The organism is Mesorhizobium sp. M1409, from assembly GCF_040317535.1.
Classification (GTDB): Bacteria; Pseudomonadota; Alphaproteobacteria; order Rhizobiales; family Rhizobiaceae; genus Mesorhizobium.
The window spans coordinates 37,997-61,772 of record NZ_JAMYKV010000018.1; the positions used below are offsets into that span (position 1 = coordinate 37,997).

Sequence of the window (23,776 nt, forward strand, 5' to 3'; positions counted from 1 at the left end):
TGGCGAAATCGGCGATGACAGCGCCCCTCTCCCCGCCACTATACGGGGAGAGGATGCCGGCAGGCAGGTGAGGGGCGGCGCCGACCTTGCCAATTGGCGGTCTCCGACACCAGCCGGAAACGGGACAGGAGTCACGCAAAATGGCGCCTAGCTTCGGCATCGCCTTCGGCGGCGGCGGCGCGCGCGGGCTGGCGCATATCCATGTGATCGAGGCGCTGGACGAACTGGGCATCAAGCCGGTGGCCATTGCCGGCTCGTCGATCGGCGCCATCATGGGTGCCGGCATGGCCGCTGGCATGACCGGCAAGGACATCCACGACTATGCCCGCTCGATCCTCGGCCGTCGCGCCGAAGTGGCGAGCCGCATGTGGCGCGCGCGGCCGGGTACCATCGCCGAAGCTATGCAGAACGGCATCCGCGTCAGCCAGTTCAACGTCGAGCGCATCCTGAAGGCCTTTCTGCCCGAAGCCATCCCGGAAACCTTCGCCGAGCTGAAAATCCCGCTGAAGGTAACCGCGACGGACTATTTCGGCCACAAGCTGGCCGTCTTCGAGGATGGCGACCTGCACTCGGCACTGGCGGCGTCAGCGGCCATACCCGCCGTGTTCCGCCCGGTGATGCGCGACGGCAGGCTGCTGATCGACGGCGGCATCTACAACCCCGTGCCCTTCGACCTGATCGAGAACGACGCCGACATCATCATCGGCGTCGACGTCGTCGGAGCGCCGGAAGAGGCCGACCGCAAGCACCCGACCTCCGTCGACCTGATTTTCGGCGCCACACAGCTGATGATGCAGTCGATCATCGCCAACAAGCTGAAGCAATGCCGCCCCGACATCCTGGTCCGCCCGGCGGTGTCGAAATACCGCGTGCTCGATTTCCTGAAGATCGATGCCCTGATGAACGAGACGGTGGATATCAAGGACGAGTTGAAACGGCAGGTGGAGAAGGTGCTGGAGGCGCGGCTTAGTGCTGCCGTCAACGCGAGGCGGGGAAAGCAGGTCGGGTGAGGATGGTGGCGTGCCGGTAAGACCTGGCGCCCATTCTGCTTGCCGAACCGGCTTAAGCGAACAAAAGGCGACCTATGGGAACGGTCGCGTTTGATGCGGCCATAGGCGAGTTCACGGCCGAATGGCGACTTTGCGCCTAATGTCGGCCGAACGATAGCCGCATTGCTTTCGACAAGAGCACTCCTGCCGCAGACCACCTAGCTGGCAGACACCTGACTGATCCCGGCATCGACCCAGGCACGCGTCTGTTCCAGCACTTCATCCGAAAACGTTGGGTCGTCGATCGCCCGGGCGAGGATCACTGCCCCCACCATCGCCGCAAAGCTTCCGATCGCCACGTGGCGTCTGGCTGCCGCATCCAGCTTCGGGAGCGCCTTGCCGATATGGTCGATCTGCGATCGAAGGCCCTCTGTCATGGCTGAGCGGGCAGCCGGGGTCTGATGGCGGATAGACGCGGCAAGACCCGCCGTCGGACAGCCGCCGGCGGCGTTGTCGCGATGACGGGGCGAAAGATAGGAACCCACATAGGCGCGAAGATCGCCCCCTCCGACTGAGTCCGCGGCAAGGACATGGGCAAGGGTCTGCGCGATCAGGTCGTCCTTCGAACTGAAATGGCCATAAAAGCCGCCATGGGTGAGCCCGGCGGCCTTCATCACTTCCGCCACGCTGACTGCGTCGAAACCCTTGTCGCGAAACAGCCGGCTGGCCGCATCCAGAATCCGGCGACGGTTCTCCGCCATCTGCTCTCGACTCACCTTCATTTCAAAATTCTCCGATAGGCCTGTTGACTTTTACATGATGGCCATCATATTTAGCCGCAATCATGATGATCGTCATGAATGTAGGTTCCATCAGAGAAAAGAGCAATGCCATGACCGTCATTCCGTCAGTCCTCATCACCGGCGCATCCACCGGCATCGGAGCTTCCTATGCCGAGCGCTTCGCGCGGCGCGGGCACGACCTCGTGCTGGTTGCCCGTGACGTGGCACGAATGGAGGCTCTGTCGGCGCGCCTGGTTGAGGAGACCGGCGTGGCGATCGACATCATCCAGGCTGATCTTACCCAACCTGCCGAGCTTGCAGCGGTGGAGACGCGGCTGCGCGACGACGCCCGCATCGGAATCCTCGTCAACAACGCCGGAACGGCCATCGGCGGAAGCTTCGTCGAACAGAGCACCGATGACGTGGCGCGGCTGGTTGCGCTCAACACGACCGCACTGCTGCGGCTGGCCAGCGCCATCGCCCCGCGTCTTGCGAAGGCCGGCGAAGGGGCGATCGTCAACATCGGCTCCGTGGTGGGCCTGGCGCCGGAGTTCGGCATGACGGTCTACGGCGCGACCAAAGCCTTCGTGCTGTTTTTGTCGCAGGGGCTCAGCCTCGAGCTCGGGCCGAAGGGTGTCTACGTCCAGGCCGTGCTTCCCGCCACGACGCGTACGGAGATCTGGGACCACGTCGGCGCCGACATCAACACACTTTCCAACGTCATGGAGGTGGACGATCTGGTCGATGCGGCGCTGGTCGGCTTCGACCGTCGCGAACCGGTGACCATCCCGCCGCTTCCCGATGCCGGGCAGTGGGACGCGCTTCAGGCCGCGCGCCAGGCCATGCTTCCGAACTACCGGAACGAACATCCCGCCGAGCGATACCGCACGGCCGCCTGAGCGCCAAGATCCATTTGAAAACGACCTCGTCGCGACGGGGACAAACAAAGGTGACCTATGACCAACAAAGCACTTTTTGAGCCTTATTCTCTCGGCTCGCTGACCCTCTCCAATCGTATCGTCATGGCGCCCCTGACGCGCAATCGCGCTGGCCCGGGCTTCGTTCCAGGCGATCTCGCCGCGCAGTATTACGGCCAGCGCGCGTCGGCCGGCCTGCTGATTTCCGAGGCGACACAAATCTCGCGGCAGGGACAAGGTTACCAGGACACGCCCGGCATCTACACCCAGGCCCAGATCGACGGCTGGCGCAAGGTCACCGACGCCGTGCACGCCAAGGGCGGGCGAATCTTTCTTCAGCTCTGGCATGTCGGCCGCGTCTCGCACGTCGATCTGCAGGAGAACGGCGCCGCGCCCGTGGCGCCCTCGGCAATCCGGGCCGCGACCAAGACGTTCGTGAACAACGGCTTTGTCGAGGTTTCGGAGCCCCGCGCGCTGGCGCTCGACAAGCTTGCGGGGATCGTCAACGATTTCCGGCAAGCAGCCGCGAACGCCATTGAGGCCGGCTTCGATGGCGTCGAGATTCATGGCGCCAACGGCTATCTGCTCGACCAGTTCGCCAAGGACGGCGCCAATGTCCGCACGGATGCGTATGGCGGATCGGTCGAGAACCGCGCCCGGCTGATGCTGGAGGTTACCGCTGCGGTGGTCGAGGAGATCAGCCCAGAGCGCACCGGCATCCGGATTTCGCCCGTCTCGCCCGCCAACGGCGTCTCGAGCAGCGCCCCCCAGGCGCAGTTCGACTATATCGTCGATCAACTCGACGCTTTGGGTATCGTCTATATCCATGTCGTCGAGGGCGCCACGGGCGGATCGCGCGATGTCACGCCGTTCGACTTCGGATCGCTCCGCCGGCGCTTCAACAATACCTATATCGCCAACAACGGCTATGACCTCGAACTCGCGGCGTCGCGGCTCGCCGAGGGCAAGGCGGACCTGTTCGCCTTCGGGCGCCCGTTCATCGCCAATCCCGACCTTGTGGAACGGCTGAAGACGCGCACGCCGCTGACGGAGTTCAACTCGGCGACGCTCTATGGCGGCGGCTCCGCTGGCTATACCGACTATCCCGCGATCGCCGCCTCAAGCCGCCCATGAGCTATCGGAGGGCGGCGCCTGCGAGGCAGCCATCCAGCGCCTCAGGGCATCTCACTTTTCCCTGAGGGGTCGCTCGCTGAGGAATCACCGCCTTCGCCCTGAAGCTAAACGCCCACCTCAGTCCTTCGCCCGCTCCACATAAGCCCCATCGGCCGTCATCACCACCACGCGGGTGCCCGGCGCGATGTGCGGGGGGACCAGCGTGCGCACGCCGTTGGACAGCAGGGCCGGCTTGTAGGAGGACGAGGCCGTCTGTCCCTTGGTCGTCGGCTCGGTTTCCACCACTTCGAAGGTGGCGCGCTGCGGCAGCACCAGCGAAATGGCAATGCCGTTGAACTGTGACAACTGCACGGCCATGCCTTCCAGCAGGTAAGGCGCCATGTCGCCGACAACGGCTTCCGACACCGCCACCTGGTCGTAGGTTTCCGGGTTCATGAAGTGAAACCCTTCGCCGTCGCGATAGAGGAATGTGTGCTCGCGCTCTTCCACATAGGCGCGCTCCACCTGTTCGGTGGTGCGGTAGCGCTCCGAAACCTTCACCCCGTCGCCGATGCGGCGCATGTCGAGCTGCGTCACCGGCGTGCCCTTGCCTGGGTGGATGTTTTCGGCAAAGAGGATCACATAAAGCTTGCCGTCTTTTTCGACGACATTGCCTTTGCGGAGCGAACTGGCGATGACTTTCACCACGGTTTTAAATCCTGCGATAGTTGATTGGCGTTTGCCGGCCTGTGCGGCACTGGATGGGGGCCTAGCGCATCTTGGCCGCCGCCGCCAGCCCCATTCCATCATGATCTGCGCCTCATGACCGAAGCTTCGCCCTGGTGGACGCCGCATGTCCATGCCGACCGCCGCCCGCGGCTGATGCTGCGCAACGCCATCGCCGCCAGCCTGCGTGACTGGTTCGCCGCCCATGATTTCGTCGAGGTGGAAACGGCGGCCCTGCAGGTCTCGCCCGGCAACGAGGCGCATCTGGCGGCCTTCGCCACGCAAGCGATAGGGCCGGACGGTGCGCGGTCGCCGCTCTATCTCCACACCTCGCCGGAATTCGCCTGCAAGAAGCTGCTCGCCGCCGGTGAGGTCAGGATTTTCAGCTTCGGTCCGGTCTACCGCAACCGCGAGCGCGGGCCCTTGCACCATCCTGAATTCACCATGCTCGAATGGTACCGGGTGGGCGAAGGCTACGAGAGCCTGATGCTGGATTGCGCGGCCTTTCTGGCGCTGGCAGCGACAAGGGCAGGGGCGACGAGCTTTTCCTTCCGCGGCCGCGACTGCGATCCGTTCGCCGAACCGGAGCGGCTGACGGTGGCGGACGCCTTCTCTCGCCATGCCGGCATCGATCTGCTGGCCACGATCGCCGCCGACGGCGCCACCGACCGCGCCGCGCTGTACGCTGCCTTGACCCGGGCCGGCCTGCGCACCGCGCCCGACGATAGCTGGGCCGACCTGTTCAGCCGGGTGATGGTGGAAAAGGTCGAACCGTTCCTCGGGCAGGGGCGCGCGACCATCCTGTGCGAATATCCCGTGGCCGAGGCGGCGCTGGCGCGGCCGAGCCCGATCGCCCCGCGCGTCGCCGAGCGCTTTGAGCTCTATTGCTGCGGCGTCGAACTCGCCAACGGCTTTGGCGAACTGACTGATCCCGAGGAGCAGCGCCGGCGCTTCATCATCGAAATGGACGAGAAACAGCGCATCTATGGCGAGCGCTATCCGCTGGACGAGGATTTCCTCGCCGCCCTTGCCATCATGCCGCCGGCCAGCGGCATCGCGCTCGGTTTCGACCGGCTGGCGATGCTGGCCACCGGCGCGCAGAAGATCGAGGATGTGATCTGGACGCCGGTCGCGGCGCCCTGAATCGCTCTGCAGCCGGTCCTGACCTGCTCAATGCGCGAAAACCTGCTCCAAAGAGCGAAAGCCCTTGAATTCCAAGGCATTGCCGGAGGGGTCGCGGATGAACAATGTCGCCTGTTCGCCGGGCTCGCCCTTGAAGCGGACCATCGGTCGTTCCAGCCAGTCGATGTCGTCGCGTGCCTCCAGTCGCGTTGCCAGTCGTTGCCAGTCGTCCATCAGCAGCACGGCGCCGAAATGGGGGATCGGCACGGTAATGCCGTCGACCTTGCCGTCGCTGGGGGCCTGTGCCGCCCGCGGCCGCAGATGCGCCGACATCTGGTGGCCGAACAGGTCGAAGTCTACCCAGGTCGTCGACGAGCGGCCGATGGCGCAGCCCAGCACCTCGCCATAGAAAACGCGGGTTTCATCGAGATCACGGACCGGGAAGGCGAGATGGAAAGGCGTCATCGAAAATGCTCCGAGCAGGCTGCAGACTGATTATGCGTCGCAGGGTTCGCGGTTTGAACCCTCAACGCTGCATTTTGATTGAAGCCCATGCCATTGCACAAGCCGGACCGGAACAATAGATGGGTGGGCAACGACCGGACGTCGGCCGCACCAGCAGGATTTCAGGCATGACCGATATATCAGACGCAGCAAAATTGACCGACCGCGTCGCGGCTCTGGTCGAGGCTGCCAAGGAGGCTGGTGCCGATGCCGCCGACGCGGTGGCCGTGCGCGGCCGCTCGACCGGCGTGTCGGTGCGTCTCGGCAAGGTCGAGGGCACCGAATCATCCGAGAGCGAGGATGTCGCGCTGCGCGTCTTCGTCGGCGGCCGGGTGGCTAGTGTGTCGGCCACCGCAGCCTCGGATCCGAAGATGCTGGCCGAGCGCGCCGTCGCGATGGCGAAAGTGTCGCCGCGGGATCCCTATCAGGGGCTGGCCGACCCGGCATTGCTCGCCAAACAGACGCGCGATCTCGACCTGTTCGATGCCACCGAAGTGTCGGCCGACCAGTTGAAGGAAGCAGCCCTTGCTGCGGAAGCGGCAGCCCTTGCAGTCAAGGGCGTGACCAATTCGGCCGGCGCCAGCGCCAGTGCGGGCCTGGGCGGGCTGGTTCTTGCCACCTCGCACGGCTTCCTTGGTCACTATGTCGGCTCGCGTTTTTCGCGCTCGGCCAGCGTCATTGCCGGGGAGGGCACCGGCATGGAGCGCGACTACGAATTCTCTTCGCGCCAGCATTTTGCCGATCTGGATGCACCCGAGGATATTGGCCGCAAGGCCGGCGAACGCGCGGTGCGTCGCATCGGCGCGCGCAAGGCGGCGACCGGGCCGGTCGACGTGGTGCTCGACCCGCGCGTCGCGCGCGGCATCGCCGGCCATCTTGCCGGCGCCATCAACGGCGCCTCGGTCGCGCGCAAGACCTCGTTCCTGCGCGACATGATGGGCAAGCAGGTGGCCGCATCCGCCATCACCGTCACCGACGAGCCGCTCAGGCGGCGTGGCCAGGCCTCGCGTCCGTTCGACGGCGAAGGCGTTGAGGGCGAAAAGCTGTTGATGGTCGAAAAGGGCGTGCTCAACCACTGGTTCCTGTCGACATCGGCCGCGCGCGAGCTTGGCCTCGTCACCAACGGGCGCGGCGCGCGCAGCGGCTCTTCCGTCTCGCCATCCTCCACCAATCTCGCCATCGAGCCCGGCGAGCGCGCGCCGGAGGAACTGATCAAATCGCTCAAGACCGGGTTCTACGTCACCGAGGTTTTTGGCCAGGGCGTCGACATGATCACCGGCGAATACAGCCGTGGCGCCTCGGGCTTCTGGATCGAGAATGGTGAACTGGCCTATCCGGTCGCCGAGGTTACCATCGCCTCGAACCTGAAGACCATGTTCCTCAACATGGTGCCGGCTGATGATCTCGACCGCAATTTCGGCACCGCCGCCCCAACGCTCCTGATCGAAGGGATGACCCTTGCCGGAGCATGACCTGACCATTGCCGGCGCCACCGAGGATTTGCTGCTGCTGCGCGATGCCGCCCGCGAGGCTGGTGTCATCGCCATGCGCTATTTCGGTAACAGCCCGCAAGTCTGGATGAAGGGCGGCACATCGCCGGTCAGCGAGGCCGATCACGCCGCCGACGCCTATCTGCGCGAAACGCTGCTGGCGGCGCGGCCGGATTATGGCTGGCTGTCTGAAGAAACAGTCGACGATCCGGTTCGGCTTTCGGCACGCCGCACCTTCGTCGTCGACCCGATCGACGGCACGCGCGGTTTCCTGGAAGGCCAGCGCACCTGGTGCGTCAGCGTTGCCGTCGTCGAGCATGGCCGCACATTGGCCGGCGTGCTGGAATGCCCGGCGATGGAGGAGACCTATTGGGCGCTGCCCGGTCAGGGCGCCTTCCGCAATGGCAAGCGCATCGCGGTGCGCAAACTGGCGGATACGGCCGAGATTTCCGGGCTGAAGCAGTTGACCGACCTGATGCCGGCCAAGTGGCAGGCGCGGCTGAAGCGGGCGCCCTACAGCCCTTCGCTCGCCTATCGGCTGGCCATGATCGCCAATGGCGTGCTGGATGCCACTTTCGTCAAGCCGAACGCGCATGACTGGGATATTGCCGCTGCCGATCTCATCTTGCGCGAGGCCGGCGGCCAGTTGCTCGACCGGCATGGCCGCGCCCCGCTCTATGCCGGCGAGGTGACCCGCCACGGCGCGCTCGCCGCCGGCAGCGGTGAACTGCTGGACGTGCTCGCCGGCGTCATCGCCGGGCTGGATGCGTAAAAGCGCTTTCCTGAACGAGATGAATTCATCTGGGTCTAAGGTTCCAAAGTCGGCGGCTTTGGTCTAGACCTGTCACAAACTCACGATATGTGAAGGACCGACATGGCCGTGGAAGACGGAAAGAAACAGCTTTTGCATCTGGTGTTCGGTGGCGAACTGAAGAAGCTTGGCGGCAGCGAATTCCGCGATCTCGACGGGCTCGACATCGTCGGCATCTATCCGGACTATCAATCCGCGCACACGGCCTGGAAAGCCAAGGCGCAAGCCAGCGTGGACAATGCCCACATGCGTTATTTCGTCGTTCATCTGCACCGGCTGCTGGACCCCGACAACAAGGCTGCCGGTTGACTTCGATGGAGCATGATCTGGCGAAAGGGCCAGCGAGCGAGGCCGCACCCACGGGCAGGGGACGCAGCCGCACGACCAAGGCCTTCTGGCGCAAGATTCGCCAACCGCTGGCGGAGTCGCGCTTCGTCAAGAACGCCATCGCCAGCCTGTTCGCCCAGTTCGTCCGGTTCGTGCACCTCACCAATCGCGTCGTCGCGGGATCGGCGCGGTTTTCGGGCGGTGCCTATACCGAGTTCGAGCCCGTCATCATCGCTCTGTGGCACGGTCAGCATCTGCTGACGCCAGCCTACTACCCCAAGCGCAAGCCCCTGGTCGCCATGGTCTCACGCAGCGCCGATGCCGAGCTCAACGCATTGATGCTGGAGAAATTCGGCATCGAGGCGGTGCGCGGTTCGGGCGGGCGAGAAAATGCCAGGCATCTCGATAAAGGCGGGGCAAAAGCGCTTATCGCCCTGAAAAAGTCGCTCGCGACCGGCAAGAACGTCGCCATGATCGCAGATATTCCGCACGGCAAACCGCGCGACGCAGGGCTTGGCATCGTTCTCCTGGCGCGCCTCTCGGGCCGGCCGCTTGTGCCGGTCGCCATCACCACCAGCCGCCGCAAGGTGCTGGAGAAGAGCTGGGACAGGACCACCATCAACCTGCCGTTCGGCCGCTCGTCGATCGTCATCGGCCCGCCGATCTTCGTGGCGGCTGGTGCCGATGCCGCCGAAATGGAGCGCAAGCGCCAGGAAGTGACAGTCGCGCTCAATGCCGCGACCGCCGAGGCCTACCGTCTCGTGGACGCCACGCGATGAGCGGTCGCTGGGCGAGAGCCATGCTGTCGGCATACCGCTTCGCGGGTGCGGCCGCCTATCCGCTGGTCGGGCCCTACGTCGCCTGGCGCACCTCGCGCGGCAAGGAAGACCGCTACCGCCGCCGCGAGCGCTATGGCGTCGCCGGCCGCCCGCGGCCCGAGGGTCCGGTGATCTGGATCCATGCTGCAAGCGTCGGTGAGACCATAGCCGTCGTGCCGCTGGTCGAAAGCATTCTCGACTACGGCGTTAACATCGTGCTGACGACCGGCACGGTCACTTCGGCGCAGGTCGCCGACGAGCGGCTCGGTGATCGCATCATCCATCAATATGTGCCGCTCGACCTCAAGCCGGCGGTCAGCCGGTTCCTCGACCACTGGCAGCCGGATCTGGCGATCATCGCCGAATCCGAGATCTGGCCAATGACCATCCTCGAGCTTGGCGCGCGCCGCGTGCCGCAGGTGCTGGTCAATGGCAGGCTGTCCGACCGTTCGTTCAGGTCGTGGAAGAAACGGGCCAACATCGCCGAGGCGTTGTTCGAGAACCTGGCTCATGTGGTGGCGCAGTCGGATGTCGATGGCGAGCGCTTCCTCGCGCTCGGCGCCCGGCCGGTCACCGTATCGGGCAACCTCAAGGTCGACACGTCGCCACCGCCTGTCGACGAACGGGTGCTGGCGGCGCTGCGGCGGCAGATCGGCGCGCGCCCGACCTGGGCGGCGATCTCGACCCATGACGGCGAGGAGGTGGTCGCGGCGGAAGTCCACGCGACGCTGCACAAGCGTCACCCTGGTCTTCTGACGATCGTCGTTCCACGTCATCCCGATCGCGCCGAGGCGCTTGCCGCGCAGATTTCCGGCATGGGTCTGAAGGTCGCGCGGCGCAGCAAGGGCGACAGGATCACTGCCGACACCGACATATTGCTTGGCGATACGATCGGCGAGATGGGGCTTTATCTCAGGCTGACGGAAATCGCATTCGTCGGCCGCTCGCTGACCTCGGAGGGTGGCCAGAATCCGCTGGAGCCGGCCATGCTCGACACCGCGGTTCTCGCCGGCCGCAATGTGCAGAATTTTCGCGAGGCCTACCGGCGTCTGCTCGACAGCGGCGGCGCCAAGCTGGTGCGCGATCGCGACATGCTGGCCGGCGCCGTCAATTTCCTCCTGACCAACGAAGTGGCGCGCCACGAGATGATGGCGGCGGGCATTGCGACCGTCGACGAGATGCGAGGTGCGCTGGCCCGTACGCTGAAATCGCTTGAGCCCTACATCCAGCCGCTGGTCGTCAAGTCGCGCCTGAAGGGCGCGAACGGGCGCTAGCGTGACTTCCGAGGCACCACCATTCTGGTGGGAAGAGCCGGACTGGCGGGTCCTGGCACTGTCGCCGCTGTCGGCCATCTATGCGCTCGCCGCCGGCCGGGGCATGCGGCGGGCCAAGCGCGAGAAGATCGAGGCACCGGTTCTGTGCATCGGCAATTTCACCGTTGGAGGTACCGGCAAGACACCGGTGGCCATCGCGCTCGCCGAACAGGCCCAACGCATGCATCTGAAACCCGGCTTCCTGTCGCGCGGCCATGGCGGCTCCTTCGCCGAACCGCATGTCGTCGATATCAATCACGACAGCGCCAAGCATGTCGGCGACGAGCCGCTGCTCTTGGCCGAACACGCGCCGGTGGCGGTGACGCCGAACCGCGCCGCCGGCGCCCGGCTGCTGCTGGAAAAGCATGGCTGCGATTTCCTGATCATGGACGATGGCTTCCAGAGCGCGCGCATCCACATCGACTACGCGCTGGTCGTCGTCGATGCGCGCTACGGGATCGGCAATGGCCGGGTCATTCCGGGCGGCCCGCTCCGGGCCAAGGTCGTCGACCAGTTGGTCTTCACCAGCGGGCTGTTGAAGATGGGCGAGGGCACCGCCGCCGACGCCGTGGTACGCCAGGCGGCGCGCGCCGGACGGCCGATCTTCGAGGCTCGCACCGAGCCAAGCGGCAAGGCGGGGTTTGCCGGCAAGCGGCTGCTGGCCTTCGCCGGCATCGGCCATCCCGAGAAATTCTTCGACACGGTGCGCAAAGCCGGCGGCGAGCTGGTGTCGACGCGGCCGTTTCCGGACCATCATTTCTATGCCGAGGACGAACTTGCCGAACTGGCCGCGACGGCTGGCGCCGAGAGGCTCGGTCTCATCACCACCGCCAAGGACGCCGCCCGGCTGCGGCACGGCGCCTCACGGGACTTTCTCGACCAGCTCGAAGTGCTGGAGATCGACACCGTTTTCGAACTGGATCACGTGCCCGCGCGCATCATCGATGAAACGCTGGATGCCTGGCGCCAGCGTAAAATGAGGGGCTAGCCGCGCTTGCGCAGCTCCGGATGCACCTCGATTTCGCGGCGCAGGGATGCGGTTGCGCTGACATAGGGCTCTTGCCTGGCGACGCTCCAGTATTTCAACTCATCGAGCGGAATGCTTTCGCCGGTCACGGAGCAGCGGACGAATGCGCCAGGGCTGGTAACCTGGAAATCGCCATCGAGATAGCGGATGCGGGCTTCCTTGCTGCCGCCGGGGCCTTCGAAACGGTTCATCATGCAGGGACGCCGAGGTTCATGGGGGTTTCATCGCCATAAATTTCCGGCGAGGTCAAGCATGTGACAAGCCTGAGACAATGCTGAACCCCTAATGTTGGGAAGAAAAACGCTGTTGACGGGGCACTATGGATATTTCCTCTGCTCGTCTTGCCGTCTTGCTTAGGGAAGCGATGACGCCGCGGGCCGTGCCGTCGGCGAAGGCCGATCCGGTAAAAACCGCCCTCGTGAAGGCGCTGGTGGCGCCGCCGGCGCCATCCGGCGCGCCCGTTCGCCCGGCAGCGACACCGACACTGCCTATGCTGTTATCACCGGCAACAACCGTGAGAGCCCAGCAGACAGCATCGGCGGAGATGTTGCAGGCCTATCTGGCGCTCGCGGAACCGGACGGCGCAACAACCGGCGATGCCGCAGCGACTGCGGCGAGGACATCGGCTGACGGCGACACTACGCAACGTGGCCTGGCGCCGCCGCCGACAAGGGTCGATGAGGGAGCCGCGGCAAGGGCCACGGCACTGCCATGGGTTGCGCTTCTTTCACCCGAGGTTCCGGCCCTGCGCCGCTCAGCCGACGCCAATGCGGTTGCGGGACGAGGGCAGGCGGCTTCCCGGTCGAACGTCGTGGCGCAGCCCGAAAGCAGGCAGATGAGCGTGGGCCTAACGTCGTTGGCTGCCGGGCTGTTGGCCGTGGCGATCGTCGGGTTCATTCTTTTGGTGCTGCGCTAACCCTCGGCGTCGATGAAGGCTTCCATCTTTTCCGGCGCCAGCCCTGCCTGCACCGCGATACGGCGCGCCAGTTCCGCCGCAGCGGCCCGTGGCCGTCCCATCGGCCGGTCGAGCCAGTAGGACACCGGATTGAGAGCGGTGCGCTCGTCGACGGGAGCGATGCGGCCCGACTCCAACTGATGCCCGGTCAGCGGCGGACGCGCCAGCGCGATGCCGAGCCCATAGGCGGCGGCGTCGAGCACCAGGTTGTAATCCTCGAAGCGGCGGTCCTGCGGGCGCGGGCGGTAGTCCATGCCTTGCGCGGCAAACCAGGCGCGCCAGGCCGAAGCGTCGGAATCGTTGATCAGCGGAAATTTGAGCAGCCGGGCGGGGTCGCCGCGGCCGATCTCGCGGGCAAGCTCCGGTGAGGCGACGGGGAAGACATGTTCCTCGAAAAGCTGCACCGAGATGCGGCCAGGAATGCCGCCGCGGCCGCAGCGGATCGACAGGTCGATGCCTTCGTCCGCGAGGTCGGCCTGGCGGATGTCGACATCCAGCACGATGCGCAGCTTGGAGGGATTATTCTCCAGTGCCGCCATGCGCGGCATCAGCCACAGCCCGCTGACCGAGGGGATGGAGGTCAGCCGCACCACGGCGGTGCCGCGCGGTTCGACCCAGCGGTCGGAATGGGTCGATATCAGCGCGAAAGCTTCCGTGGTGCGCAGATGCAGCCTGTTGCCTTCGATTGTCAGCGAGACGCCGCGCGCACCGCGATCGAAGACTTTCAATCCCAGCCAGTCTTCGAGCTTGGCGATCTGCCGGCTGACGGCGCCGTGGGTGATGTTGAGCTTTTCGGCCGCCGCCGAAAAGCTGCCTGTTCGCGCCGCCGCGTCGAAGGCGCGCAGCGTTTCGAGCGGCACCATTGTGTCTGAGCTGTGATCCATAGTCACAGGTGATCCTCGATTTGGTCGTTTGTCAATCGGCCCCAAAAGGCGTTTTCTGCCTTTCAGGACCGAAGAACACGAGGACGGTGAGATGGGCGCGATGACGGGCACGTTGAATTTGACACAGCGGATGGATACCGCGGCAGCCATCGCCGTGGCGCTCACGGTGGTCGGCTGGGCATCGGCCTTTCCGGCGATCCGCGCCGGCCTTGCCGCCTTCGGGCCGTTGGAACTGGGCGCGCTGCGCTTTGCCATCGCCGCCGTGCCGGCGGCGATCTTCCTCGCGGTCAAGCGTCCGGCGCTGCCCAGGCTGGACGAAGTGTGGCGCCTCGTCTTCGGCGGCGCCATCTTCGTCGCGCTCTACACCGTAATGCTCAATTTCGGCGAACTGACCGTCTCGGCAGGTGCCGCCGGCTTCATCATCAACGTCAGCCCGATCTTCACCGCCATCATGGCGATGGCGCTGCTTGGCGAGCGCTTCTCTGGCATGGCCTGGATCGGAACGGTGATTTCCTTCGCCGGCATTGGCGTCATCGCCATGGCCGACGGGCAAGGTCTGCATTTCAATACCGGCGCCCTGCTGGTGCTTGGCTCGGCCTTGTGCTCGGCCGTCAACACCATCGTCCAGAAGCCGCTGTTTGCCCGCCATCATCCATTGACCATTTCGGCCTCGAACATGGTGCTCGGCGCACTCTGCCTGTCGCCCTTCCTGCCGTCAGCCTTTTCGCAGGCGGCGGTTGCCGACACCGCAGGCCTTGGCGCCGTCATCTTCCTCGGCATCGTGCCCAGCCTGATCGCCTACGCCGCCTGGGCGACCGCGCTGTCGCGTCTGCCCGCCGCACGTGCCTCGAATTTCCTCTATCTGGTCTCACCCATGTCGGCGTTGATCGGCTTCTTCTGGCTCGGCGAAGTGCCGACGCTGCTCGGCATCCTCGGTGGCGCGCTGGCACTCGGCGGCGTCATTGTCGTGAATTTGAGGCGTTGACACAAAAGGCTGGAGCCATTTCCGGACTCAAATCCCGAGCCGTACCCGCCGTGATGCAGACATGCGCCAGGCGGGCGGCTATGGTGGGCCGCTTTTGTGGAACACGGCGGGGTCGGGATGGGAAGATGGTTCATATCCGTAATTTCTTGTGTGCTGCTGCTGAGCGGGAAGGCCGCCGCGGGTTGGTATCACGTGGAGAATTACGAAGGGTCGATCGGCTCCCAGCCCGTTCATGTCTCGCTTCAGACATATGACGGCTTCGGCAGCGGCATGACCGTCGAGGGAAGCTACTTCTACGACACGAAACAAAGCCCGATAGCGGTGTTCGGCAAGCTCAACGGCAGCAGGCTCGCGCTCTGCGAGATCTCGAACGACAAGGAATTCGACCGGATATTGGTGGTTGGATCAAAGATCCCCGTCGACACCACCGGATGCCCGTTTTCCCTCGACATGGCTGAAAGCGGCGCCACAGGCACCTGGAGCAAGGGGGCAGACACGTATCCCGTCTCGCTCAAGAAAGTCGCGGGCCTGGACGATACTGGCGACCCAAAGCTCGACGGGACCGTCGAGATTCCCTTCTGGGCCGAAACAGCCGCCCACAGGTTTGCCGGTCTTTATACGAACACCGAGTCAGGCACTTGCATGGCGAAAATGCAGGTCATCAAAAAGAGCAGCAGGAAGGTCGTTCAGGAGATCGCCTTCGATGATGATGGCTGCAACGCCGGCATGTTGATGACGTCCATCTATGCGAACGTCCAGAAGTGGGCCGAGCGAGGCAAGGACATCATTTCGGTGAATTTTCGAGGTGGCGGCGCCGGATATGCGATGGACTATGCCTTTGACCGCAAGACCAAAAAGTACCGCCAAAGGAAATGAAGCGGGACGCCGATAGCAAGACCTCAACGCCGCCCGAACAGCCTTTCGATATCCGCCAGCTTGAGCTCGATATAGGTCGGGCGGCCGTGGTTGCAGGTGCCGGAGCCCGGCGTCGCCTCCATCTGCCGCAGCAGCGCGTTCATCTCCTCCGCCTTGAGCAGACGGCCGGAGCGTACCGAGCCGTGGCAGGCCATGGTCGCGGCGATCTTGTCCAGCCGCTCCTTCAGCGTCTCGACCGTGTCGTTGTCGGCGATCTCATCGGCAAGGTCGCGCACCAATTGCTGGACATTGGTTTCACCGAGCATCGACGGCGTCTCCCGCACCGCGACGGCGCCGGGGCCGAAGCGCTCGATACCGAGCCCGAAACGTGCCAGCGTTTCTGAATGGAGCGCAAGCCGCTCGGCATCCTCTTCGGGCAGGTCGATGATTTCAGGCAGAAGCAGCATCTGCGAGGGCACGGGGCGCGAATGCAGCGCATTCTTCAGCGCCTCGTAGACCAGCCGTTCATGTGCTGCATGCTGGTCGACGATGACGAGCGAATCCCTGGTCTGCGCAACGATGTAGTTCTCATGCACCTGGGCGCGCGCCGCTCCCAGCACCGCGCCAAGCAGCGTCTCGGCCGCCTCATCCTGCCCGGCGCGCGCATCGGCGCTGGCAAGCGGACCGGCATCGAACGCCGCCTGCTCGTTTTCGCGCAAACCGCGATGTTCGAAGCGCGCTCCCTCGAAACCCATGTCGAGAGGGCGCTGGGATGAACGGGCAGCATCGAAGCCGGACGAGCCCGACGCGTGATGGGCCGCGTCGTAGCTGCGGTGGCCGTTTGCCGGGCCGCCGTGACCGTAGGATGCGGCGCCGGGCCGGAAAGCCGCCATCATGCCGGCAGCACCCGTGGTGGCCGCGCGGATGCCTGAATCGGCGAGTGCCTGGCGGATGGAACCGACGATCAGCCCGCGCACCAGTCCTGGGTCGCGGAAGCGCACATCGGCCTTGGCCGGGTGGACATTGACGTCGACGATGGCCGGATCGAGCGTCAGGAACAGCACCGTCACCGCATGGCGGTCGCGCGGCAAGACGTCGGCGAAGGCACCGCGAATGGCGCCGGCGATCAGCTTGTCGCGCACCGGGCGGCCGTTGACATAGGCATATTGCTGCAGCGCGTTGGCGCGGGTGAAGGACGGGATCGACACGTACCCGGTCAGGTGCACGCCTTCGCGCATCGCCTCGATGGCAATCGAATTGTCGGGAAAGTCGGCACCCATTACCTGGGCGATGCGACGCAGGCTGCCTTCCTGGCTGCTGTCGGTCGCGGGCAATTCCAGCGTCGAGCGATCGGAGCCGGCCAGGGTGAAGCGCACGGTGGGGAAGGCGATGGCGATGCGCTTGATCACATCGCTGGTCGCCGAACTCTCGGCGCGCTCGCCTTTCATGAATTTCAGCCGGGCGGGCGTTGCGAAGAACAGGTCGCGCACCTCGACCGTGGTGCCGCGATTGGCCGCCGCCGGCCTGACGGGCAGGACGCGGCCACCTTCGATGCCGATCTCGGCGGCACTGTCGCCGGCGGCTGTGCGCGAGCGGATCGACAGCCGCGACACCGAGCCGATCGACGGCAGCGCTTCGCCGCGGAAGCCGAGCGAGCGGATGTCGTTGATATCCTCGGTGAGCTTGGAGGTGCAGTGACGCGCGATCGCCAGCGCCAGCTCCGGTTCGGGAATGCCGGAGCCGTCATCGGTGACGCGGATCAGGTTCAGTCCGCCGCCGGCAGTGACGATCTCCACCTTGCCAGCACCGGCATCGAGCGCATTCTCGACCAGTTCCTTGACCACGCTTGCCGGACGCTCGATGACTTCGCCGGCGGCGATCTGGTTGATCATCGTTTCGGAAAGCTGGCGGATGGGCATGGAGACACTATACGCGGATTCGAAGGCGATGAGGAAGCATTCGATGTCGGCGGAATAGCGGTGATGCTGGCGGGACAGCACCCCCCTCTGGCCTGCCGGCCATCTCCCCCGCAAGGAGGGAGATCGGATGTCGTCACGGCTTTCGCCAATCTGCAGCGCTGAAGGAAGGGCGGGGAGGTTGGAACTGCCAATCTCCCCACTTGCGGGGGAGATGTCCGGCAGGACAGAGGGGGGTGCTGTCCCGCCGACTTCCAAGGAACTGGGAGGCACTGTCCCTCACGCCTGCGCCGCCAGCCAGTCGCGCACCTTGCGGGCGTTGTCGCTGAGCTCGCGGTTCTTTGGCCAGACGACATAGAACGCCTTGCCGGTCCTCAGAACATGATCCGTCACCGTCACCAACAGTCCTGATGCCAGCAGGCGCTCGGCAAGATGCCGCCAGCCGAGAGCGATGCCTTGGCCTTCCATGACGCCCTGGATCACCAGGCCATAGTCGTTGATGCGCAGGCCGCGCGCGGTATCGCTGAGACTGGCGCCGGCCGACAGGAACCATTCGTCCCAGCTTGCCGCCTCGCGATACGGCTCTTCCAGATGGATGAGGCGGTGCGTGGCCAGTTCCGCGACGGATTTGGGCAGGCCGAACTTCGCTGCGTAGCTGGCGCCGGCAACGGGAAATATCTCCTCATCCGCCAGCGGCAGCGAATGATAGTCCGGCCAATCCCGCGGCTCGCCGCCGCGCACGCCGAGCGGGATGCCTTCCGCGATGATGTCGAGGTCGCGATCGGCGGTCTGGATGCGCAGGTCGATGCCCGGCAGCTCGTCGCGGAACTGCTGCAGGCGCGGCATCATCCAGAAGGAACCGAAAGCCGTCGAGGCGGCCAGCGTCACGTGGCCGCCGGTTGCCTGCAGGCGCAGATCCTCCGCCGATTTGCGGATATGCGAGAGGCCGAGCGAGACGTCGGCGTGGAAGCGCTCGCCGGCCTCGGTCAGGATGACCTGACGGTGGCGGCGCTGGAACAGCTTGGCGCCGAGCTGTTCCTCCAGTCCGCGCACCGCGTAGGAGACGGCGGCCTGCGTCATGCCGAGTTCGCGCCCGGCGGCGGTGAAGCTCGACAGACGCCCGGCCGCCTCGAAGACGATCAGGCTGCCGGCGGAAGGCAGGAGGTGGCGCAGGCTTCGCATAAGCTCAGCTTATACAAGAGATCAGGATTTTCCAGCGTCACATCGCCATTTTGTCCCGCTAGGCTGGTGCCAATGAGTGGAATGGAGTTGTCATGAACGCACCGGCCCCTGAAGTGACCGAACACGCCAATCGTCGAAGTGGCGGCCGCCTCGGGCGCAAGGCGCTGCGCGGGGCTCCCGTAACGTCGTTTCCGACCCTGGTTCGCCAGATCCCCGTCTATCAGATGGTTCCGGATGAGGCAGTCGAGCTGATCCACCAAGAGTCACTCTCAATCCTCGAAGAGGTGGGGTGCGAGTTCCGCGACGACGAGGCCATTGCGATCTGGAAGGCCGCCGGGGCAGACGTTTCGGAGACACGTGTGCGCATCGACCGCGCCTTGCTGATGGAGCTGGTCTCGAAGGTCCCGTCGGAGTTCACGCTCAATGCGCGAAATCCGCAGCGTTCGGTGCGCGTGGGCGGCAACAACTCCATCTTCGCGCCGATGTACGGCGCACCCTATGTGCGCGACCTCGACAACAACAGACGCTACGGCACGCTCGCCGACCTGCAGAATTTCCATAAGCTCGCCTACATGGCGCCGGCGCTGCACTCGTCGAGCTCGATCATCTGCGAGCCGATGGAAATCGCGGTGCCGAAGCGTCACCTCCACATCATCCACTCGGCGTTGAAGCACTCCGACAAGCCGTTCATGGGCATCGTCACGTCCAAGGATCGGGCGGAAGACACGATGGCGATGGCGGGCATCGTGTTCGGCGAGGATTATGTCCGCGACAACCCGGTCCTGGTGTCGATCACCAACTGCAATTCGCCGCTTGTGTGGGACGCCACCATGTTGGACGCGATGAAGGTCTATGCGCGGAACAACCAGCCGCTGATCCTCGCGCCCTTCGCGCTGTGCGGCGCCTCGACCTCGGCCTCCGCCGTGGGCGCGGTGGCGCAGGTCAACGCGGAAGCGCTGGCGGGCATCGCGTTCACGCAGCTGCTGCGCCCGGGGTCGCCGCAGATCTATGGACAGTTCATGGTGACGGTGGACATGAAGACCGGCGCCCCGATGGGCGGCACGCCGGAGGCGGCGCAGATGATGTATCTGATGGGAGCCCTGGCGCGGAAGTACCGGCTGCCGTGGCGCACTTCCGGATTCCATGTCGGGTCGAAGCTGAACGACGCCCAGGCGGGCTACGAGGCGAACATGCTGATGCATGCCGCCATCCTTTCTGGCGCCAATTACATCTGGCACTCGGCGGGATGGCTCGAGGCCGGGCTGACCTGCGGCTATTCGAAATTCGCGACCGACTGCGAACAACTGATCGGCTGGTACAAATATGCCGGCGGGCTGCCGTTCGACGATTTCAAGGAAGCGATGGCGGCGATCCGCGAGGTGGGGCCCCAGGGCCATTTCCTCGGCACCCAGCACACGCTCGAACATTTCGAGTCCGCCTTCTTCATGCCCAGCATCATGGACTTCAATTCATTCGAACAGTGGAAGGCCGAAGGGGCGAAGGACCACGACACGCGCGGCCGCGAGAAGGCGCGCAACATGCTGGCGGACTACGAGGAGCCGAAGCTCGACGAAGGCATCGCCGATGGCCTGACAGACTTCATAGCGCGGCGGGAGGAGAAGCTGCCGGACAGCGTCAGTTGAGGTGACCACGAAGATCAGACGGGAACCAGACGGGAGGAAAAAATGACATTCTTCAGAAGCAATGGCGATCGCGTGCCGAGCACTATCGAGGCAATGGCCGCCGAAGCACGCGCGGGTCGTGTCGACCGGCGCGAATTCCTGGCGCTCGCAAGCGCCTTCGGCGCGTCAACGGCGCTTGCCTATGGCATGATCGGCCTTGCCGTGCCCGATCGTGCTTTGGCCGAAGAGCCGAAGAAAGGCGGAACCCTGCGCGTCTCGATGTCGGTGAAGGGGCAGAAGGATCCGCGCACCTACGACTGGGTGGAACTGGCCAACATTTCGCGCTGCTGGCTGGAGCCGCTTGTCCGCTACACCAGGCAATTCACATTCGAGCCTGTTCTGCTGGAAAGCTGGGATATCAACGACGACGCCACCGAATATGTGCTGCATGTGCGCAAGGGCATTACATGGAACAACGGCGATGCTTTCAGCGCCGATGATGTCGTTCAAAATCTGACGCGCTGGTGCGAGAAAAGCGTCGCCGGAAACTCCATGGCCGCACGCGTCGGTGCACTGATCGACGCAAAGACCGGCAAGGCCAGGGATGGCGCGATCACCAAGGTCGATGACAACACGGTCAAGCTGAAACTGAACGAACCCGACATTTCGCTCATCCCGAACTTCACCGACTATCCGGCGCTGGTGGTTCATCGCAACTTCGATGCCGACGGTGCCGATCCGATCAAGAAGCCGATCGGCACCGGGCCGTTCGAACTAGTCTCCTACGATGTCGGCCAGAAGGCGGTCGTCAAGCGCCGTGAGAACGGCAAGTGGTGGGGTGGGGAAGCGCCGCTCGACAGCGTCGAATTCATCGATTACGGCACCGATTTCAATGCTTCGATCAATGCATTCGATTCCGGCGAGATCGACCTCAATTTCGAGACGCCCGCCGACTTCATCGACATCCTCGACAAGATGGGCCTGGTGAAATCGGAGGTTGCGACGGCGACGACGCTCGTTGCCCGCACCAACATCACTCACAAGCCCTATGACGACCAGCGGGTCCGCAACGCCCTGCAAATGGCCGTCGACAACAACGCGGTTCTCGAACTTGGCTATGCCGGGCGAGGCACCCCTGGCGAAAACCACCACGTCGCCCCGATCCATCCGGAATACTATCCGCTGCCCAAGAAGACACGCGACGCCGCCGGCGCCAAGAAGCTGATGGCGGAAGCCGGGCAGGCCGACTTCGAGCATGAACTGATCACCGTCGAGGACGATTGGCAGAAGAACACGGGCGACGCGATCGCCGGCCAGCTGCGCGATGCCGGGATCAAGGTCAAGCGCACGGTGCTGCCGGGTTCGACCTTCTGGAACGACTGGACGAAATATCCCTATTCCATGACGATCTGGTACATGCGCCCGCTCGGCGTTCAGGTGCTGGCGCTCGGCTATCGCACCGGCGAGGCCTGGAATGAAACGGCGTACTCAAATCCCGATTTCGACGCCAAGCTCAAGCAGGCGCTTTCGCTCATCGACGTGGAGAAGCGCAAGGAGGTGATGAAGGATGTCGAGCAGATCCTGCAGGATTCGGGCGTCATCGTTCAGCCGTTCTGGCAGAAGCTCTACAGCCACATGAACAAGAAGGTAAAGAACTACGGTGTCCACCAGACCTTCGAGATGGATCTGCAGAACGTCTGGCTGGATGGTTGAAACAAGCGTTACGGGGCTTCATGAGCCGAAAAAAAGCCGATATGCAGGATGCGTGGTATTGATAGGCTCAAGCCATCAAAAGCCGGAGATTCTGCATGAGACCGACAGTGCTCGTTGCCGCCCTTTCGATAGCCTTGCCGGCGGCCGCCGTCGCCGGACCGGCGTCCAACGCCGTGAAGTTCTTCTATGTTCCCGCAGTCAAGTTCGAGGCCGACGAACAATACCGGGATCGGTTCACCGAGCCGGTGACGAAACTGTTCGACCTGAACGACCAGGCAACGAAAAAGAACCCGGACCAGGTCGCCTGCATCGATTTCGATCCTGGCCTGGACGCCCAGGATTTCGATCAGAAGACCGTCTCGAAAACGCTGAAACTGTCTGAGAAGCTGGATGGCGACAACGCAGAGGTTACAGCGTCCTTCCGCCTTTTCTCCGAGGGCGAGGATTCCAAACGCGAAATGGTCTGGTCGCTCAAGAAGATCGACGGCAAGTGGAAGATATCGGACATCGCCTCGAAGACCAGCGACTGGAAGCTCAGCGCGCTGGAATGCGTGGCCGGCCAGACACCGGAGTGATGCGATGGCCCATCGCCCGATCCTGGCACTGTCGACCATGTGCCTGCTGGCGGTGGGTCTGAGTGGCGCCACCGCGCAAGGCTTGTTGGGTGCGCCGCCGGCAAACGCCCCGGTTGACACCGCGCCGGGCGACAGCGGGCCGCCGCCCGCAAATGCGCCCGGAGCGGCTGTGGAACCAACAACGCCGCCGGTCGGATGGTCGCCAGCCGAGGCAGCGCCGGCAGCACCCGTCCAGCCGGGCTCGCCAACAGCGGTGGTGCGGCCATTTTACGATAAGGTCGGGCTGGAGATCGATCCGGCGCAGCGCAGCCATTTCATCGATCCGGCAAAAACCGTGCTCGACAAGAGCGACGTCTTGCGCAAATCCGGGCAGGGCGAGTGTCTCGACCCCAACATGGCACTGGACAATGCGGACTATGACAAGGCCGAGATCGACAAGAGCCTGAAGACGCTCGAGGCGATCAATGGCGACCAAGCCAAGGTCATCGTCGCCTTCGTCATCGCTGGCAACCCGCACCGGCTGGAGTGGAAGTTCAAGAAGGTCGATGGCGACTGGAAGATCACGGATCTGTTGTCGGTGACCGGTGAATGGGCACTCAGCCAATATCAGTGCGAATGACGAGCGAGCTAGCCGCGCCCGCGATAGGGCGCGACGCCGGTGTCAGGCAGCCAGGCGCCTTCGGGCGGCGCGCCGGTCTGCCAGAACACGTCGATCGGAATGCCGCCGCGCGGATACCAATAGCCGCCTATGCGCAACCACAGCGGCTTGGTTGCCGCCACAATGCGGCGGCCGATCATGACGGTGCAGTCTTCATGGAAGGCGCCATGGTTGCGAAACGAGGTCATGAACAGCTTGAGCGACTTGGATTCCACCAGCAGCGCATCGGGCGCGTAGTCGATGACGATATGGGCGAAATCCGGCTGGCCGGTGACCGGGCACAGCGAGGTGAATTCCGGGCAAGTGAAGCGCACGATCGCCGGCGGCCCGTCGCCGCGCGCAAACGGCACGGTCTCCAGGACCGCTGCTTCTGGGCTCTGTGGCGTCTCGACGTGCGCGCCGAGCTGGGTGAGGGTCTTGGTGTCGATCATAAACGGGTTCCTTATCGCATGTCGCCGGGAAGTGTGGGGACGACATGCTTGAAAACGAATT

25 protein-coding genes are annotated in these 23,776 nt (G+C 64.4%); 17 read left to right on the forward strand and 8 right to left on the reverse strand.

The window, feature by feature from the left end:
* The first annotated feature begins 140 nt into the window (after positions 1–140).
* Positions 141–1,010 (forward strand): patatin-like phospholipase family protein, encoded by an 870-nt coding sequence (locus tag NKG99_RS16240; protein WP_352869455.1) that lies wholly within the window; start codon positions 141–143, stop codon positions 1,008–1,010.
* 197 nt (positions 1,011–1,207) lie between these two features.
* On the opposite strand, the gene NKG99_RS16245 is transcribed toward NKG99_RS16240, so the two are convergent.
* A complete protein-coding gene (locus NKG99_RS16245) occupies positions 1,208–1,771 on the reverse strand; it encodes a TetR/AcrR family transcriptional regulator (RefSeq protein WP_352869456.1) in 564 nt (187 codons plus the stop codon).
* 110 nt (positions 1,772–1,881) lie between these two features.
* On the opposite strand from NKG99_RS16245, the gene NKG99_RS16250 reads away from it, so the two are divergent.
* Together NKG99_RS16250 and NKG99_RS16255 are read left to right on the forward strand one after the other, a co-directional pair.
* A complete protein-coding gene (locus NKG99_RS16250) occupies positions 1,882–2,670 on the forward strand; it encodes an SDR family NAD(P)-dependent oxidoreductase (protein ID WP_352869457.1) in 789 nt (262 codons plus the stop codon).
* 57 nt (positions 2,671–2,727) lie between these two features.
* On the forward strand, positions 2,728–3,822 hold the full coding sequence (locus NKG99_RS16255; protein ID WP_352869459.1) for an alkene reductase: 1,095 nt from the start codon (positions 2,728–2,730) through the stop codon (positions 3,820–3,822).
* A 117-nt stretch (positions 3,823–3,939) separates the two neighbouring features.
* Here the strand turns inward: NKG99_RS16255 and efp are convergent, their stop codons facing one another.
* Positions 3,940–4,509, reverse strand: a complete 570-nt coding sequence (efp, locus tag NKG99_RS16260) for an elongation factor P (protein ID WP_352869460.1) — start codon at positions 4,507–4,509, stop codon at positions 3,940–3,942.
* Between the two features lie 114 nt (positions 4,510–4,623).
* Here efp and epmA point away from each other — a divergent pair, with 114 nt between their 5' ends.
* On the forward strand, positions 4,624–5,670 hold the full coding sequence (gene epmA, locus NKG99_RS16265) for an EF-P lysine aminoacylase EpmA (RefSeq protein ID WP_352869462.1): 1,047 nt from the start codon (positions 4,624–4,626) through the stop codon (positions 5,668–5,670).
* Positions 5,671–5,697: 27 nt separating this feature from the next.
* Here epmA and NKG99_RS16270 read toward each other — a convergent pair whose 3' ends face one another.
* Positions 5,698–6,114: a VOC family protein gene (locus NKG99_RS16270; RefSeq protein ID WP_352869463.1), complete on the reverse strand. Its 417-nt coding sequence runs from the start codon at positions 6,112–6,114 to the stop codon at positions 5,698–5,700.
* Positions 6,115–6,281: 167 nt separating this feature from the next.
* On the opposite strand from NKG99_RS16270, the gene NKG99_RS16275 reads away from it, so the two are divergent.
* The 6 genes from NKG99_RS16275 (at position 6,282) to lpxK (ending at position 11,900) form a co-directional block, all read left to right on the forward strand.
* Positions 6,282–7,625, forward strand: a complete 1,344-nt coding sequence (locus tag NKG99_RS16275) for a TldD/PmbA family protein (RefSeq protein WP_352869464.1) — start codon at positions 6,282–6,284, stop codon at positions 7,623–7,625.
* On the forward strand, positions 7,612–8,415 hold the full coding sequence (locus tag NKG99_RS16280) for a 3'(2'),5'-bisphosphate nucleotidase CysQ (protein ID WP_352869466.1): 804 nt from the start codon (positions 7,612–7,614) through the stop codon (positions 8,413–8,415). The genes NKG99_RS16275 and NKG99_RS16280 overlap by 14 nt, the downstream gene beginning before the upstream one ends.
* 102 nt (positions 8,416–8,517) lie before the next feature.
* Positions 8,518–8,763: a DUF4170 domain-containing protein gene (locus NKG99_RS16285; RefSeq protein ID WP_352869467.1), complete on the forward strand. Its 246-nt coding sequence runs from the start codon at positions 8,518–8,520 to the stop codon at positions 8,761–8,763.
* 5 nt (positions 8,764–8,768) lie between these two features.
* On the forward strand, positions 8,769–9,560 hold the full coding sequence (locus NKG99_RS16290) for a lysophospholipid acyltransferase family protein (RefSeq protein WP_352869469.1): 792 nt from the start codon (positions 8,769–8,771) through the stop codon (positions 9,558–9,560).
* Positions 9,557–10,873 carry a lipid IV(A) 3-deoxy-D-manno-octulosonic acid transferase gene (waaA, locus tag NKG99_RS16295; RefSeq protein WP_352869471.1) on the forward strand — a complete coding sequence of 439 codons (1,317 nt, stop codon included), beginning with the start codon at positions 9,557–9,559 and terminating at the stop codon, positions 10,871–10,873. Before NKG99_RS16290 ends, waaA begins: the two co-directional genes overlap by 4 nt.
* Before the next feature lies 1 nt (position 10,874).
* Positions 10,875–11,900, forward strand: a complete 1,026-nt coding sequence (gene lpxK / locus NKG99_RS16300; RefSeq protein ID WP_352869472.1) for a tetraacyldisaccharide 4'-kinase — start codon at positions 10,875–10,877, stop codon at positions 11,898–11,900.
* Here the strand turns inward: lpxK and NKG99_RS16305 are convergent.
* Positions 11,897–12,133, reverse strand: coding sequence for a DUF2093 domain-containing protein (locus NKG99_RS16305; RefSeq protein WP_352869474.1), 237 nt, complete (start codon positions 12,131–12,133; stop codon positions 11,897–11,899). The genes lpxK and NKG99_RS16305 overlap by 4 nt on opposite strands.
* A gap of 170 nt (positions 12,134–12,303) precedes the next feature.
* Between NKG99_RS16305 and NKG99_RS16310 the strand changes: the two genes are divergently transcribed.
* Positions 12,304–12,855, forward strand: a complete 552-nt coding sequence (locus NKG99_RS16310; RefSeq protein ID WP_352869476.1) for a hypothetical protein — start codon at positions 12,304–12,306, stop codon at positions 12,853–12,855.
* On the opposite strand, the gene NKG99_RS16315 is transcribed toward NKG99_RS16310, so the two are convergent.
* Positions 12,852–13,778 carry a LysR family transcriptional regulator gene (locus NKG99_RS16315; RefSeq protein WP_352869477.1) on the reverse strand — a complete coding sequence of 309 codons (927 nt, stop codon included), beginning with the start codon at positions 13,776–13,778 and terminating at the stop codon, positions 12,852–12,854. The two genes, NKG99_RS16310 and NKG99_RS16315, sit on opposite strands and share 4 nt — an antisense overlap.
* Positions 13,779–13,869: 91 nt before the next feature.
* Between NKG99_RS16315 and NKG99_RS16320 the strand changes: the two genes are divergently transcribed.
* Positions 13,870–14,763, forward strand: a complete 894-nt coding sequence (locus NKG99_RS16320; RefSeq protein ID WP_352869478.1) for a DMT family transporter — start codon at positions 13,870–13,872, stop codon at positions 14,761–14,763.
* A gap of 150 nt (positions 14,764–14,913) precedes the next feature.
* Positions 14,914–15,639 (forward strand): hypothetical protein, encoded by a 726-nt coding sequence (locus tag NKG99_RS16325; RefSeq protein WP_352869480.1) that lies wholly within the window; start codon positions 14,914–14,916, stop codon positions 15,637–15,639.
* Positions 15,640–15,662: 23 nt separating this feature from the next.
* On the opposite strand, the gene mutL is transcribed toward NKG99_RS16325, so the two are convergent.
* The gene (gene mutL / locus NKG99_RS16330) at positions 15,663–17,537 is read right to left on the reverse strand and encodes a DNA mismatch repair endonuclease MutL (RefSeq protein ID WP_352869554.1); all 1,875 of its coding nucleotides are present in this window, start codon (positions 17,535–17,537) and stop codon (positions 15,663–15,665) included.
* 276 nt (positions 17,538–17,813) lie between these two features.
* Positions 17,814–18,716, reverse strand: coding sequence for a LysR substrate-binding domain-containing protein (locus NKG99_RS16335; protein ID WP_352869481.1), 903 nt, complete (start codon positions 18,714–18,716; stop codon positions 17,814–17,816).
* Between the two features lie 92 nt (positions 18,717–18,808).
* Here NKG99_RS16335 and NKG99_RS16340 point away from each other — a divergent pair, with 92 nt between their 5' ends.
* From NKG99_RS16340 to NKG99_RS16355, 4 genes are all read left to right on the forward strand, one after another.
* On the forward strand, positions 18,809–20,359 hold the full coding sequence (locus NKG99_RS16340) for a trimethylamine methyltransferase family protein (RefSeq protein WP_352869482.1): 1,551 nt from the start codon (positions 18,809–18,811) through the stop codon (positions 20,357–20,359).
* A 42-nt stretch (positions 20,360–20,401) separates the two neighbouring features.
* Positions 20,402–22,051 carry an ABC transporter substrate-binding protein gene (locus tag NKG99_RS16345; RefSeq protein WP_352869483.1) on the forward strand — a complete coding sequence of 550 codons (1,650 nt, stop codon included), beginning with the start codon at positions 20,402–20,404 and terminating at the stop codon, positions 22,049–22,051.
* 95 nt (positions 22,052–22,146) lie between these two features.
* Positions 22,147–22,626: a DUF3828 domain-containing protein gene (locus tag NKG99_RS16350; protein WP_352869484.1), complete on the forward strand. Its 480-nt coding sequence runs from the start codon at positions 22,147–22,149 to the stop codon at positions 22,624–22,626.
* Positions 22,627–22,630: 4 nt separating this feature from the next.
* Complete coding sequence (locus NKG99_RS16355) at positions 22,631–23,245, forward strand: hypothetical protein (protein WP_352869485.1); 615 nt, start codon at positions 22,631–22,633, stop codon at positions 23,243–23,245.
* Positions 23,246–23,253: 8 nt separating this feature from the next.
* Here the strand turns inward: NKG99_RS16355 and queF are convergent, their stop codons facing one another.
* Positions 23,254–23,715, reverse strand: coding sequence for a preQ(1) synthase (gene queF / locus NKG99_RS16360; RefSeq protein WP_352869487.1), 462 nt, complete (start codon positions 23,713–23,715; stop codon positions 23,254–23,256).
* Positions 23,716–23,776: the final 61 nt, after the last annotated feature.

Coding starts and splice junctions, on each gene's coding strand:
- NKG99_RS16240 (WP_352869455.1), top strand. CDS start 141: ATGGCGCCTAGCTTCGGCATCGCCTTCGGCGGCGGCGGCGCGCGCGGG.
- NKG99_RS16245 (WP_352869456.1), bottom strand. CDS start 1,771: ATGAAGGTGAGTCGAGAGCAGATGGCGGAGAACCGTCGCCGGATTCTG.
- NKG99_RS16250 (WP_352869457.1), top strand. CDS start 1,882: ATGACCGTCATTCCGTCAGTCCTCATCACCGGCGCATCCACCGGCATC.
- NKG99_RS16255 (WP_352869459.1), top strand. CDS start 2,728: ATGACCAACAAAGCACTTTTTGAGCCTTATTCTCTCGGCTCGCTGACC.
- epmA (WP_352869462.1), top strand. CDS start 4,624: ATGACCGAAGCTTCGCCCTGGTGGACGCCGCATGTCCATGCCGACCGC.
- NKG99_RS16270 (WP_352869463.1), bottom strand. CDS start 6,114: ATGACGCCTTTCCATCTCGCCTTCCCGGTCCGTGATCTCGATGAAACC.
- NKG99_RS16275 (WP_352869464.1), top strand. CDS start 6,282: ATGACCGATATATCAGACGCAGCAAAATTGACCGACCGCGTCGCGGCT.
- NKG99_RS16285 (WP_352869467.1), top strand. CDS start 8,518: ATGGCCGTGGAAGACGGAAAGAAACAGCTTTTGCATCTGGTGTTCGGT.
- NKG99_RS16290 (WP_352869469.1), top strand. CDS start 8,769: ATGGAGCATGATCTGGCGAAAGGGCCAGCGAGCGAGGCCGCACCCACG.
- waaA (WP_352869471.1), top strand. CDS start 9,557: ATGAGCGGTCGCTGGGCGAGAGCCATGCTGTCGGCATACCGCTTCGCG.
- NKG99_RS16305 (WP_352869474.1), bottom strand. CDS start 12,133: ATGATGAACCGTTTCGAAGGCCCCGGCGGCAGCAAGGAAGCCCGCATC.
- NKG99_RS16310 (WP_352869476.1), top strand. CDS start 12,304: ATGACGCCGCGGGCCGTGCCGTCGGCGAAGGCCGATCCGGTAAAAACC.
- NKG99_RS16315 (WP_352869477.1), bottom strand. CDS start 13,778: ATGGATCACAGCTCAGACACAATGGTGCCGCTCGAAACGCTGCGCGCC.
- NKG99_RS16320 (WP_352869478.1), top strand. CDS start 13,870: ATGGGCGCGATGACGGGCACGTTGAATTTGACACAGCGGATGGATACC.
- mutL (WP_352869554.1), bottom strand. CDS start 17,537: ATGCCCATCCGCCAGCTTTCCGAAACGATGATCAACCAGATCGCCGCC.
- NKG99_RS16335 (WP_352869481.1), bottom strand. CDS start 18,716: ATGCGAAGCCTGCGCCACCTCCTGCCTTCCGCCGGCAGCCTGATCGTC.
- NKG99_RS16340 (WP_352869482.1), top strand. CDS start 18,809: ATGAACGCACCGGCCCCTGAAGTGACCGAACACGCCAATCGTCGAAGT.
- NKG99_RS16345 (WP_352869483.1), top strand. CDS start 20,402: ATGACATTCTTCAGAAGCAATGGCGATCGCGTGCCGAGCACTATCGAG.
- NKG99_RS16350 (WP_352869484.1), top strand. CDS start 22,147: ATGAGACCGACAGTGCTCGTTGCCGCCCTTTCGATAGCCTTGCCGGCG.
- NKG99_RS16355 (WP_352869485.1), top strand. CDS start 22,631: ATGGCCCATCGCCCGATCCTGGCACTGTCGACCATGTGCCTGCTGGCG.
- queF (WP_352869487.1), bottom strand. CDS start 23,715: ATGATCGACACCAAGACCCTCACCCAGCTCGGCGCGCACGTCGAGACG.